Source organism: Pseudomonas juntendi, assembly GCF_009932375.1.
GTDB lineage: Bacteria > Pseudomonadota > Gammaproteobacteria > Pseudomonadales > Pseudomonadaceae > Aquipseudomonas > Aquipseudomonas juntendi.
Window position 1 is genome coordinate 1 of the sequence record NZ_BLJG01000152.1, and the last position, 13,270, is coordinate 13,270.

The following is a 13,270-nucleotide window of genomic DNA, read 5'->3' on the forward strand; positions in this document are numbered from 1 at the left end:
GCTCCCACAGGAACCGTGTAATCGTCGAGTCCTGCATTTTGGCTGTTGATATACGCCCTCTTCGGCTGAGGCAACACCAGATCCAGCCAAGGCTCGCCATTCCTGAGCATGGCATTTAGTCGCACCAGGAAGATCCGCATGCAGGCCACGATAGCGACCTTGGCAAGCCGGGCTTCAAGCCGCCCCCCCTGAAATAGCGCGTTTGCCTACGGATTTTCCGCTGTCGTGGTTGAAGCTCTCATAGAACGATACATAACTGCTTGATTTAGCAGGGGCCTTGTGGGAGCGGGCGTGCCCGCGAACACCGGCGTAGCCGGTGCCAGCCACCGCGTTGGATTCTTCGCGGGCGCGCCCGCTCCCACACCGGCCGCGTCGCGCTTACGAATTGAGTTCTCTGCGCGACAGCGCAACTCGTAGGGCTGCGACGCAAGGCCGCCCCTGCATGTCAGAAGGCAGTGCTTACCGTCAGCGACAGGTTGCGCGGGTCACCGTAGATGCCGCCGGCATAGAACCCGTACTGGGTGTAGTAGTGCTTGTCGAACAGGTTGTTGGCGTTGAGGGTAACGCTGGTGGCATCGGTTACCTGGTACTTGGCCATGGCGTTCCAGATGGCATAACCTGACCAGTTCACATCGGTTGCACCGCTGCTCACGCCGTTGACCGGCTGGCCTGCAGGGCTGGAAATAGCGCGGATGTTGCTCTGCGCTGTTACACCGGCACCTACGGTCAGGCGGTCGAGCGGGCCGCTCAGGCGGTAGGTGGTGGAGGCTTTGAACAGGTGCGACGGGTCGCTGCGGCCGTCGCTGTCGACACGGCGGAAGTGCAGGTAGGTATAGCCGGCGTACACGTTCCATTCAGGCGTCAACGCGCCTGCCACTTCCAGGTCGATACCGTCGGTTTCCACACCCGAGCCGGCCTTGTAGGCGCTGGCACCGGTTGGGGTGGTCAGGTCGCCATCGAGCACGGCTTTGTTTTCCTGCTTGGTGCGGAAGTACGCTGCCGAGGCGTTCAGGCGGCCGTCGAACCATTCACCCTTGATACCCGTTTCATAGCTTTGCCCACGAATCGGCTCGACTTTGCTGCCGCTCACGGTTTCCGATGTTTGCGGGGTGAAGATGTCGGTGTAGCTGGCGTACAGCGAGTAGGTGTCGTTGAGGTCGTACACCGCGCCCAGGTATGGGGTGACGATGCCGTTCTCTTCCTGGCTGCTGCGCTCGCCGGCCACGCTACGGGTCACCGACGCGTAGTTGCTGGTGCGCACGCCGACAATCACCGACAGCGGGTCGGTAATGCTCAGGCGGGTAGCGGCGTACATGCCCTGCAAGCGCGTGGTGGTCTTGCTGTGCAGGCCGGTGCGCGAGGCGATGAGGCCGTAGTCGTCATCCACGCCGTTGTGCCAATCGGTGACCGGGAAACCGTTGTTGGCGCGGAACTGGCACCCCAACGCCGGTGCACTGGCCATGCCGTCGCCCACCATGGTGCAGGTGTACTGCGGCGACCAACCCACGGTGCGGCTGTCGTTATAGCCCACCATGGCCTGGTGGGTGCGGCCGAACAGCTGGAATGGGCCAGACAGGTCGATCTGCGCCGATTGCTGGGTGGTGTCGGTGGAGCTGTGCAGGCCGTTCAGTACGGCGCCGCTGCCATCCTGGTCCCAGTAGCCGCCATAGGTGCCGCGCCCTGCCGAGTTGACCTTGGCCAGGCCGCGGTGGTTGAGGGCTTCGGTGGTGGCCTGGGAGGCCTTCAGGTCCAGCGTCCAGTCGTTGTCGAAGCGGTGCTGCAGCGAGCCGAAAGCGGTGCGGGTGGTGTACTCGCCAAAGCTCCAGCTGGGCACCACGTTGGTGCTGCGTGGCAGGTCGGTCTTGCTGCCGTCGCGGTACCACAGCGGAATGTTCGCGCCCCAGCCGCCACCCACCACCTTGTTGTACTCGTACTGGTAGCCGGCACCGAGGGTGGTGGCGTCGTCCAGGTCAAATTCGAAATTGGCCAGCGCCGCGCGGGAGCGGTCGGACTGGTTGTCGCGGAACGAATTGGCGTCCTGCTGGGTCATCACGAAACGCGAGCGCAGGCGTCCGTCCTCGGACAGCGGCAGGTTGAGGTCGGCACCCAGGCGGCGTTTGTCCCAGCTGCCGTAGGTGGCGTAGGCGCTACCGCCAAAGGTCTTGGTCGGCGCCTTGCGGATCAGGTTGACGGTGGCTGAAGGGTCACCGGTGCCGCCAAGCAGGCCGTTGGCCCCGCGCACGATGTCGATGCGCTCGTACAGGTCCATGTTCAGGGCATTGCCGCTGCCGCTGAAGTCAGAACCGCCTTGGGTCTGCAGGCCATCGACCTTCCAGTTGCTGATCGAATAGCCACGGGCGCGGTAATCGGTACGCCCGCCCACTTCGGACTTGTTGGCCGTTACCCCTGGGGTGGTTTCCAGGGCCTGTTCGATGGTGTGGATGCCACGGTCTTCCATCTGCTGGCGGGTGATGGTGGTGACTGACTGCGGGGTCTGCCGTGGCGTCAGGTTCAGGCCGGTGGAGCTGCGTGTGCTCTCGACGGTGTAGCCCAGCTGGCCTGCAGCGTCGGCGGGCAGCAGCGCGCTGTCTTCGATTTGCGTGGCGTCCAGCTCCAGGGGTTGGCTGTCGGCGGCCATGGCACCACCACTGATGGCCACGGCAATGCAGAACGCCAGTGGCTTGAGGCGGTTGCCGTTTGCAAGGGTGGGGGGGAGCGCGTTCGGAATGCTGTAGGGATTCATTTGGGAAGGCTTCGTATTTGCAGATGATTTTTTGTTAGGATTCTAGGGATCGGCCCTCCCGGCGCCAGACCCGACATGTACGGGGATGTAATTGAATGTAATGAGCGCCCCTGGGCCTCACCCGACAGGTGTTTTCCGCATGAGCACGACCCTGCTGGTCGTCGACGATGACGACGAGATCCGCGAACTTCTTTGTGATTACCTGGCCGACGCCGGTTACAACGTGCTGGAGGCGGCCGACGGTGAGCAGATGCGCGCGCAAATGGCCAGGCACACGGTGGATCTGGTGGTACTCGACTTGATGCTGCCCGGCGAAGACGGGCTCAGCCTTTGTCGCCAATTGCAGGCCACGCCCGGGCTGGCGGTGATCATGTTGTCGGCCAAAGGCAGCACGCTGGACCGCATCATCGGCCTGGAAGTGGGTGCCGACGATTACCTGGCCAAGCCTTTCGAACCACGCGAGCTGATTGCCCGGATCAAGGCGGTGCTGCGTCGCCCGCAACGCCTGGAAACCCAGGCGCAGGGCACTGCAGGGGCCGATGCACAACTGTTCGCCGGCTTCCGCCTGGAGCACGTCAAGCGCCTGCTCACGCGCCCCGATGGCCAGACCCTGCCCCTGCCACGCTCCGACTACCGGGTGCTGCGCGAGTTGCTGGAGGCTAACAACCGCGTGGTCTCCCGCGACCAGCTGACGCGCAGCGCATTCGGCCGCGACCACCTGCCTGATGACCGCTCGGTGGACATGTGCGTCAGCCGCCTGCGCCAGCACCTGCGGCGCGCACCGGACGGGGCCGCGCAAATCCTCACCATCCGCAACGAAGGCTACTTGCTGACCATGGGCCAGCACCAGGCCGATGCCTGAGGTGCGCTGGCTTCGCCGGCTGTGGCCGCGCACCCTGTTCGGCCAGCTATTGCTGATCATGGTCAGCGGCACAATGGTGGTGCAACTGATGTCGAGCAGCATCTGGTTCGATGTGCGCTTCGCCCAGGTGTTCGAAGCCCCCGTGCGGCTGATCGCCGCGCGCAGTGCGCCCCTGATCGCCCGGGCCGACTGCCACGATGCCGCGCTGCCAGTGCCGGCTCATTACCAGGTGCGCTGTGCCGAGCACCTGCCCGAGCCAACGCATGACCAGCGCCGTGAGCGCCGGCGGGTCGAATTGCTGCTGCGCCAGGCCCTCAAGTACGAGCTGGGGCATGTTCAGGCGGTACGCCTGATGAATGTGCAACTGACCGACGCGTCGGGCCAACCGATAGTCTGGCGCAGCCTGTTCGGTTTGCGCACGGCCCAGGCCCATATGCAGTTTGCGGTGCCATTGGCCGATGGCCACTGGCTTATCATCGAGGGCCAGGAGCTGCAGGGCTGGAGCGGCGAGTCGGCCTGGGTGCTGATCAGCGATTACCTGTTGCGGGTGTATGCCCTGCGCATTGTCGCGGTGCTGCTGGTCTGCCTGATTGCCGTGCGCCTGTGCCTGCGCCCGTTGCAGCGCCTGGCCGATGCTGCCCGCGGCCTGGGCACCAATCTTGAGCAGCCGCCACTGGTGCTGGATGGCCCGCAGGAGGTACGCCAGGCTGCCCAGGCGTTCAACGCCATGCAGCAGCGCCTGATTGCCATGGTCAACGACAAGGCCTACTTCCTCGCCGCTGTGTCCCATGACCTGCGCACCCCCTTGACCCGCATGCGCCTGCGCCTGGAGCGCTTGCCGGACGATGAACACCACCAGCGCCTGCGGCAGAACATCAGGCAGATGGACGACATGATCGGCCAGGTGCTCGACTACCTGCGCGCCGGGGAACAGCAGAACTTGCAGCAGGTGGACCTGGACCGACTGGTGGCACGCCTGTGCGCTGACCTGGCGACCGAAAAAGAGCCATTGCCGGTGCATGGCCACGCAGGCGGCGTGCGTGTGGATGCGTTGCTGTTGCAGCGTTGCCTGCAGAACCTGCTGGTCAATGCACTGCGTTATGCCAAGGAGGTTTCGGTCACGCTGGAACGGGCGAACAGAGGGGTGCTGATCCATATCGACGACCGTGGCCCGGGGATTGCGCCGGGGCTGCTGGCGACCATTACCGACCCGTTCGTACGCGGCGAAGGGTCGCGCAACCAGTCTTCCGGGGGATACGGGTTGGGGTTGAGCATTGCTCAACGCATCGCTGGCAGCCATGGCGGTGAGCTGCTGCTGATGAACCGCGAAGGGGGTGGATTGCGGGTTAGCGTGGTGCTACCGGGTTGAGCCGAATCCCGAGGGGGCGTGGCAGCTCGTTTTTTGGGGTTGGGGCGCAGATCGCCGGGGCCGCGGTGCGGCGCTTTCGCGACACAAGGCCATTCCCACAAGGGCCCCGGTTCGGGGCATTCCTGTAGGAGCGGCCTTGCGTCGCGATGGGCTGCAAAGCAGCCCCCAGCACCCTCAGCTCACCATCAGAAGATGCTGATCGGGTACTCGACGAATACGCGTACTTCGTTGCCATCGTCGTTGTAGCCGTTCTGCTGTACGGCGTTGTTGGTACGCACGAACGAGCTACGCAGCTTGATGGACAGGTCTTTGGCCGGGCCGTCCTGCACCACGTAACGGACCTGGTTGAAGATCTCGCGTTCCTTACCTTCACCGAAGCCCTGCGGGTTGGCGTTGTTGCGGGTGTTGATGTTGTCACCCACTACGTAGGCCAGCTTGTAGGTCAGGCCAGGGATACCGTAGGCACCGAAGTCCAGACCGTAGCCCAGCTGCCAGGAACGCTCGTCCTCGGCGTTGAAGTCGGACCAGTACGAGTTGGCCAGGTAGATGGTCGAACCACCGTCACCCACGCCGCCCTGGTTCTGATACCAGCCGTAGTTGTAGCCGGTGCTGCCAGTGCTGCGCTGGTGGGCGAGGGTGAACGAGTGCGCACCATACGCGTAGGTGGCCGCCAGGCTCCAGATGGTGTTGGAGTCGCCGTTCAGGCCGGCGGCCTTGACGTACTTGTTGTTGATGTCCGACTTATAGCCGTTGAAGTCCAGGGTCAGGGACTGGTCGCTGGCGATCGGGAAGACGTAGTTCAAGCCCAGGTAGTGCTTGCGCATCACGTCTTCGTTGTCTGCGGTGTACAGCGAGCCGGTGAAATTGTCGCTGAACTTGTAGCTACCACCCAGCACGTTGATCGACTTCAGGCCACCACCATCACGACGCTCGGCGCTTTTGCGCGCTTCCTGGGTGAAGCGGCCGGCGTTCAGCTCCAGGCCCTTGATTTCCTTGGAGGTGATCAGGGTGCCGGTGAAGCTTTCTGGCAGCAGACGTGCGTCGTCGTACTGCAGCACTGGCAGTGCTGGCATCTGGTCACCGTACTTGAGCACGGTATTGGAAATGCGGAACTTCACGGCTGCGCCACCACGCGCCAGGTTGTGCGGCGAGCTGGCGTTGCCGTCGGCGTTGGTGGTTTCGTGCGGCTTGAAGAAGTCGACACCCGCGCCACCGTTATGGCCTTTGCCGCCATCGAGGCGCAGGGCATACAGGCCGAATGCGTCGACGCCGACACCGACAGTGCCTTGGGTGAAACCGGAGGAGAAGTTGCCGATGACTGCCTGGCCCCATTCGATCTGGTCGTCGGTGCCGTGCTTCTTGTCACGGTTGATGTAAGCATTGCGCAGAAGGACGTTGGCGTGGCTGTCCTCGATGAAGCCCTTGCTCTCGGCCTGATCATTGGCCTGTGCCTGGGTCGCGGCGATCATCGCCAGGGCGACCAGGCTGATCCTGGTTTTCAACATGTTATTTTCCTTATCGCTTAATCAAAAACGCGCTGCAATACAACGCCAGGAACCAACCCCCCTTACGTAGGTTCGACGCTATGCGGATCCAGACTTGAAGGCCGGCCGGCAATTGCACGGGCGGCCTCTGGCAGCAGCATGGCCAACCGAAGTGGCCAGCAGGCGTTGGGCCGAATCCTAGCCGTGTGCGATTACAAATGTCAAAAAGTCGTGAAATGTAGGTTGATATAACCAAGATCATCCCGTGATACGAGGCATTTCAATGCATGTCGGCGCTATAGGCGGGGATTTTATCTTTTTGTCAGAAACGGCATCTTGACTGCCCCGACAATTTACCGGGTGCGTGTGGGGAGGGGCGTGTGGTAGGTGCCAGCCTCTTCGCGGCTATCGCCGCCAAGAGGTCGGCACAGCTGTAGTCGATTAGTGCCACACCGCCATCAGCGCCTGCATTTCAGCGTCGCTGAGCAAACCTTGCGGGTAGCGTCCGGCAAGCAGACGTCGTGGGTCGGTCGTCCTGACCCTGATGCTTCCATGGTGTTTCAACCACGCCGCGACCCGCTTGAGCGATGGGTGACCAACTGCCGATGGGCGCAAAGCCGACTCACTTGCTGCGTTCATGTCTACACGTACTCCCTAACCCGTGAGCGGCTAATCTACGTAGGTATTGTTACAGCGCGGATAACCTGGCAGAGCCAAGCTATCTCCTTGAAAAACAGTACAAAACCTATGCCAAACCAGCCGCCGGGCGTCGCCCGAAAAAAAGGCCCGTCTGCTGACGGGCCTCTTTGTCACCGGGCTGGCACTCAGCGCGTGACAGGTGCCGGCTGCTGCTGGGTCAGGCAATGGATGTTGCCACCGCCCAACAGCAGCTCGCGCCCGGGAATCATCACCACTTCGTGGTCGGGGAATATCCGCGCAAGGATCGCTCTGGCTTCGGCATCTGCCGGGTCATCGAAGCTTGGCGCAATGATGCCGCCGTTGACGATCAGGAAGTTCACGTAGGAGCCGGCCAGGCGCACCGATGGGTCACGCTCCTGGCTGCCGGCAACGTGGTCGACACCGGCACATTCTTCAGCCGTGGCGTACAGCGGCCCGGGAATGGGCATTTTGTGCACGATTAGTGCTCGGCCCTTGGCGTCACGGGTGTTCTGCAACACCTCCATGGCGGCATGGCAACGGGCGTAATTGGGGTCGTTGGAATCATCGGTCCAGGCCAGTAACACTTCGCCCGGGCGCACGTAACAGCAGAAGTTGTCGACGTGGCCGTCAGTTTCATCGTTGTACAGGCCATCGGGCAACCACACCACGGTATCCACCGCCAGGTGGTCGCGCAGCACCGCTTCGATTTGCTCGCGGGTCAGGTGCGGGTTGCGGTTGCGGTTGAGCAGGCATTCCTCGGTGGTGATCAGCGTGCCTTCACCGTCCACGTGGATCGAACCGCCCTCGAGCACGAAGCCTTCGGTGTGGTAGCGCTGGCAGCGCTCCATTTCCAGCACCTTGGCCGCCAGCTCCTCGTCGCGGTTCCATGGCGCATACAGGCCACCATCGAAGCCGCCCCAGGCGTTGAAGCCCCAGTCCACACCGCGCACTTCGCCTTGGTCGTTGATGACGAAGGTGGGGCCGGTGTCACGCACCCAGGCGTCGTCGTTGCTGATTTCGACCACCCGAATGTTCGGCTGGTCGAGCTGGCGACGCGCGTTCTCGTACTGGCCAGCGGAAACCGCAACGGTAACCGGCTCAAAACGGGCAATGGCCTTGGCCAGGGCTACATGGGCTGCCTGCGCCGGTTTGCCACCCAGGCGCCAGTTGTCCGAACGCTCCGGCCAAACCATCCATACCTGGGTTTGCGGGGCCCACTCGGCGGGCATGTGGAAACCATCGGCACGTGGCGTGGAGTTGAGGGTTTTCATGGTTGACCTCTGTGATGGCCCTGGGCCGGATTGCGGTGAGACGTTGATCTATTTATAACCGATACATATCGATATTTAAAGCCTGATACGTCATATTTTCAGGCGAGCCGCCGTCCCAATATCGATAGAAATCGAATTTAATACGGATTCACCCTTTAGCACCCGTCGCTTGGCCGCCTACCCTGGCCATATCGTACGCACCCTGTCACTGCTGCATGCGGAAATTTCCAGGAAGGGCGACTAGGGTCAATAGTTAACGAACGGTAAGCGAACCGCCATGAACATCATCCCGACTGCAATCCCCGATGTACTGATCATCGAGCCCACGGTTTACGGTGACAGCCGTGGCTTTTTCTTCGAAGCGTTCAACGCCCGCGAGTTCGCAAGGCAGACCGGGGTGAATGTCGAATTCGTCCAGGATAACCACTCGCGCTCGGTCAAGGGCGTGCTCCGCGGGCTGCATTTTCAGGTGGAGAATACCCAGGGCAAGCTGGTGCGCGTGGTTCAGGGCGAAATCCGCGATGTCGCCGTGGATGTGCGCAAAAGCTCGCCAACCTTCGGCCAGTGGGTCGCGGTGAATCTGTCCGCAGCCAACCATCGGCAGTTGTGGATACCGGCAGGCTTCGCCCACGGCTTTGCGGTGCTGAGCGAGTCGGCCGAGTTCCTCTACAAGACCACCGATTACTACAACCCCGGCGCCGACCGCTGCATCCGCTGGGACGATCCGCACCTGGCCATCGACTGGGGGCTGCAGCAACCACCGCTGCTATCAGACAAGGACAAGCTTGGCCGGGCATGGGCAGAGGCGGAACTGCTGCCGTAACTAGCGCATAATTGCGCCAGACCTTTCTGGCGCATTTACGTGATGATTGCTAAACCCACGCCCCCACGCCGTCCCCGCTGGCGCAGCCTGGCCTTGCTGGCCCTGTGCCTGGCGCCGTTACTGTGGCCCTTGCACCACCTGGCCGAACGTTACTACCAGCAGGAATTGGCCTCGCAGAACCGCCAGACCCTGGACCTGTACGTGGCCAACCTGCTCGGCACCCTGCACCGCTATGAAACCCTGCCGCAGATCCTCGGCGACCTGCCGGCACTGCGCAGCGTACTGGCCGACCCCTTCCGCCTGGAGGCGGTGACCAACGCCAACCGCCTGCTCAAGGGCATCGTGCAGCAGACCGGCGCCGAGGTGATGTACCTGATGGACGTCAGCGGCAACACCCTGGCGGCCTCCAACTGGGACAAGCACGACAGCTTCGTGGGCCGCAACTTCGCTTTCCGCCCGTACTTCAACGAAGCCATGGCGGGCCACCTGGGCCGCTTCTTCGGCCAGGGCACAACGTCGGCCAAACGCGGCTACTTCTTTGCCGCCGCCGTGCGTGATCGCGAGCGCATCGTGGGCGTGCTGGTGGTCAAGGTCGACCTCGACCACACCGAAACCCTGTGGGGCCGCACACCGGAGCAGCTGTTGCTGACCGATCACAATGGCGTGGTCATCCTCACTTCGCGGCCCGATTGGCGCTTCCGTGCCACCCGCGCACTGAGCGATGCCGAGCGCCAGGCCATCATCGCCATCCAGCCCTACCCTACCCAGGCACCGCAACCGCTGGTGCTCGCCCCGGACGCCTGGATCACCCAGACCCGCGACATCAAGGAGACCGGCTGGCAAGTCAGCATCCTTGCCCCGCGCATGCTGGTAGACCGTTCGGTACAAACGGTAATGGCCATTGGCGCCGGCACCCTGCTGGTAGCAATGCTGCTGGCCGGGCTGGTGATGCAACGGCGCCGCCACTACATCGACCGCATCGACTTCGAAGCCCGCGCCCGTCAGGAGCTGGAAAAGCGCGTAGCCGAACGCACCGCCGACCTCGAGGGCCTCAACACCCGCCTCAAGCGCGCCGTACTGGAGCGCGAAAATGCCCAGCAAGAGGCGGTGCGCGCCCAGGACGAGCTAGTGCAGGCCGGCAAGCTGTCGGTGCTTGGCACCATGTCGGCCAGTATCAGCCACGAACTCAACCAGCCGCTGGCGGCGATTCGCAGCTACGCAGAAAATGCCGAGATCCTGCTCGACCACCAACGCACCGAGGACGCCCGCGGCAACCTCAAGCTGATTGGCGAGCTGACCGGGCGCATGGCGTCGATCATCGCCCACTTGCGGGCCTTCGCCCGCCGTGACCGGCACGCGCCGGAAAGCGTGGCCCTGCAGCCAGCCCTGGACGATGCCCTGGCGCTGCTGGCCAAGCGCCGCCGGGCAATGGCCGTGGAGCTGATCCGCGACCTGCCGGAAGCCACCTTGTGGGTACAGGCCGGTGAAACCCGCCTGCGCCAGGTGCTGGGCAACCTGTTGGCCAATGCCCTGGATGCCCTGACCGAAAAAGCCAACCCGCGCCGCCTGTGGCTAAGTGCCGAACAGCGTGATGACTGCGTCTACCTGTACATCCGCGACAATGGCCCCGGCTTCAGCCGCCAGGCCCTGGAGCATGCCAAGGAGCCGTTCTTCACCACCAAGACCCGCACCCAGGGCCTGGGCCTGGGGTTGGCCATCTGCGAAAGCCTGATGCGCGCCCTGGGGGGTGAACTGCTGCTGGCCAACCACCCGGAGGGTGGTGCTCTGCTGACCCTGCAGCTACGCAAGGCTGCGCCTGGCGCAACCTTGCCCAATTCGGAGGACCCCTCGGCATGACCCCCGAGACACAGATCGACAGCCAAGCCCAGGTCATCCTGGTCGACGATGACCCACACCTGCGCCAGGCCCTGAGCCAGACCTTGGACCTGGCCGGGCTGAAAGTGGTCGCGCTGGGCGATGCCCAAGGCCTGGCTGAGCGTATCGAGACCGACTGGCCCGGCGTGGTGGTCAGCGACATTCGCATGCCCGGCATCGATGGCCTGCAGCTGCTGGAGCAACTGCACGGCCGCGACAGCGAACTGCCCGTGCTGCTGATTACCGGCCACGGGGATGTGCCCCTGGCGGTACAGGCAATGCGCGCCGGTGCCTATGACTTTCTGGAAAAGCCTTTCGCCAGCGACGCCCTGCTCGACAGCGTACGCCGTGCCTTGGCCCTGCGCCGCCTGGTGCTGGACAACCGCAGCCTGCGCCTGGCGCTGAGCGACCGCCAGCAACTGGCCACGCGCCTGGTCGGCCATTCGCCGGCCATGCAGCGCCTGCGCGAGCAGATCGGCGCCTTGGCCGGAACCCGCGCCGATGTGCTGATCCTGGGTGAAACCGGTGCCGGCAAGGAGGTGGTCGCCCGTGCGCTGCATGACCTGTCCAGCCGCCGTGATGGGCCGTTCGTGGCGATCAACGCCGGGGCACTGGCCGAATCGGTGGTCGAAAGCGAACTGTTCGGCCATGAGCCCGGGGCGTTCACCGGGGCGCAAAAACGCCGCATCGGCAAATTCGAGTTCGCCAACGGCGGCACGCTGTTCCTCGACGAAATCGAGAGCATGAGCCTGGACGTGCAGGTCAAGCTGCTGCGCATGTTGCAGGAGCGGGTGGTGGAGCGCCTGGGCGGCAACCAGTTGATCCCGCTGGATATCCGCATTATCGCCGCCACCAAGGAAGACCTGCGCCAGACCGCCGACCAAGGCCGCTTCCGTGCCGACCTGTACTACCGGCTGAACGTAGCGCCACTGCGTATCCCGCCGCTGCGGGACCGCGGCGACGACATCCTGGTGCTGTTCCAGCATTTTGCCGACGCCGCCAGCCAGCGCCACAGCCTGGCGCCACACGCCTTGCTACCGGCGCAGCGGGCGATGCTGCTGCGCCACACCTGGCCAGGCAACGTGCGTGAATTGCAGAACGCCGCCGAGCGTTTCGCCCTGGGCCTTGAGCTGGCGCTGGATGGTCAGCTGCCAGCGGCTGCGGCTGCGGCGCCTTCGGTGTTGAGTGGCAACCTGAGCGAACAGGTCGAGCAATTCGAGCGCTCGCTGATCGCCGCCGAGCTGGCCCAGCCCCACAGCTCCATGCGCAGCCTGGCAGAGGCGCTGGGCATCCCCCGCAAAACCTTGCACGACAAGCTGCGCAAGCATGGCTTGAGCTTCGAGGGCGGTAGCGGCGGGCACGACGACCATGAGGACAACCGTTGATGAGCACCGATAGCCAGTACCTGCAGTCCGTACTGCATGGCGACATCCCGCTGACCCGCGAAATGGGCCTGGAGGTCATTGATTGGCAACACCACACCCTGCGCCTGCAATTGCCGCTGGCGGCCAACGTCAACCACAAGAGCACCATGTTCGGCGGCAGCCTGTACTGTGCAGCGGTGCTGGTGGGCTGGGGCTGGTTGCACATGCGGCTGCGCGAACTGGGGATTGATGACGGGCATATCGTCATCCAGGAAGGGCAAATCAGCTACCCGCTGCCGGTTACCGGGGCGGCAATAGCCCGTTGCCCGGCGCCGGAAGAGAAAGCCTGGGAACGCTTCCTTAACATGTACCAGCGCCGTGGCCGGGCGCGCTTGACGCTGCAGACCACGGTAAGCAATACCGGGAGTGATGAGCCGGCCGTCACCTTCAGCGGCCAGTACGTGCTGCACCGCTGAGAACGAAGGCTGTCGCGCCCCCTGTAGGAGCGGCCTTGTGTCGCGATGGGCTGCAAAGCAGCCCCAGGGTTTGGGCATGGTGCACAAATTGCCGGGGCTGCTTTGCAGCCCATCGCGACACAAGGCCGCTCCTACAGGCCAGGCCCGCTAGATCAAGCGAGAGAGCGGCGCATGACACGCTGCCTGCCGCAGGCGCCTAGAGCCCGCTCCCACAATGAATCGCGCAGGCTTTTCAAAATTTGAGAAAGACAGTTGCTCCTGCAAGTACGGCGGCAACTCCAAGCCAGCGCAGACCCCATGTGGGAGCGGGCATGCCCGCGAACACCGGCGCAGCCGGTGCCAG

The 13,270-nt window shown here is 63.6% G+C and carries 9 protein-coding genes and 1 pseudogene; 6 read left to right on the forward strand and 4 right to left on the reverse strand.

Annotated elements, in window-relative coordinates; translation table 11 throughout:
* Both GYA94_RS28775 and GYA94_RS18805 read right to left on the reverse strand, forming a co-directional pair.
* Positions 1–234: pseudogene (locus GYA94_RS28775) on the reverse strand (hypothetical protein); the annotation flags it as partial.
* Positions 235–445: 211 nt separating this feature from the next.
* The gene (locus tag GYA94_RS18805) at positions 446–2,743 is read right to left on the reverse strand and encodes a TonB-dependent siderophore receptor (RefSeq protein WP_161892870.1); all 2,298 of its coding nucleotides are present in this window, start codon (positions 2,741–2,743) and stop codon (positions 446–448) included.
* 139 nt (positions 2,744–2,882) lie between these two features.
* On the opposite strand from GYA94_RS18805, the gene GYA94_RS18810 reads away from it, so the two are divergent.
* A complete protein-coding gene (locus GYA94_RS18810) occupies positions 2,883–3,605 on the forward strand; it encodes a response regulator (RefSeq protein WP_009684778.1) in 723 nt (240 codons plus the stop codon).
* Positions 3,598–4,974, forward strand: coding sequence for an ATP-binding protein (locus GYA94_RS18815; protein ID WP_161892871.1), 1,377 nt, complete (start codon positions 3,598–3,600; stop codon positions 4,972–4,974). The genes GYA94_RS18810 and GYA94_RS18815 overlap by 8 nt, the downstream gene beginning before the upstream one ends.
* Positions 4,975–5,159: 185 nt before the next feature.
* Here GYA94_RS18815 and GYA94_RS18820 read toward each other — a convergent pair whose 3' ends face one another.
* Both GYA94_RS18820 and aguA read right to left on the reverse strand, forming a co-directional pair.
* Positions 5,160–6,479 (reverse strand): OprD family porin, encoded by a 1,320-nt coding sequence (locus GYA94_RS18820; RefSeq protein ID WP_029885603.1) that lies wholly within the window; start codon positions 6,477–6,479, stop codon positions 5,160–5,162.
* An 803-nt stretch (positions 6,480–7,282) separates the two neighbouring features.
* Positions 7,283–8,389, reverse strand: a complete 1,107-nt coding sequence (gene aguA / locus GYA94_RS18825; RefSeq protein WP_009684781.1) for an agmatine deiminase — start codon at positions 8,387–8,389, stop codon at positions 7,283–7,285.
* 277 nt (positions 8,390–8,666) lie between these two features.
* On the opposite strand from aguA, the gene rfbC reads away from it, so the two are divergent.
* Genes rfbC through GYA94_RS18845 form a run of 4 tightly spaced genes read left to right on the forward strand, consistent with a single transcriptional unit; the run spans position 8,667 to position 12,927 of the window.
* Positions 8,667–9,212, forward strand: coding sequence for a dTDP-4-dehydrorhamnose 3,5-epimerase (gene rfbC / locus GYA94_RS18830; protein ID WP_054913520.1), 546 nt, complete (start codon positions 8,667–8,669; stop codon positions 9,210–9,212).
* Positions 9,213–9,254: 42 nt separating this feature from the next.
* Positions 9,255–11,069 carry a sensor histidine kinase gene (locus GYA94_RS18835; RefSeq protein ID WP_009684783.1) on the forward strand — a complete coding sequence of 605 codons (1,815 nt, stop codon included), beginning with the start codon at positions 9,255–9,257 and terminating at the stop codon, positions 11,067–11,069.
* The gene (locus GYA94_RS18840; protein WP_161892872.1) at positions 11,066–12,472 is read left to right on the forward strand and encodes a sigma-54-dependent transcriptional regulator; all 1,407 of its coding nucleotides are present in this window, start codon (positions 11,066–11,068) and stop codon (positions 12,470–12,472) included. Before GYA94_RS18835 ends, GYA94_RS18840 begins: the two co-directional genes overlap by 4 nt.
* Positions 12,472–12,927, forward strand: a complete 456-nt coding sequence (locus tag GYA94_RS18845) for a YiiD C-terminal domain-containing protein (RefSeq protein WP_054905027.1) — start codon at positions 12,472–12,474, stop codon at positions 12,925–12,927. Before GYA94_RS18840 ends, GYA94_RS18845 begins: the two co-directional genes overlap by 1 nt.
* Positions 12,928–13,270: the final 343 nt, after the last annotated feature.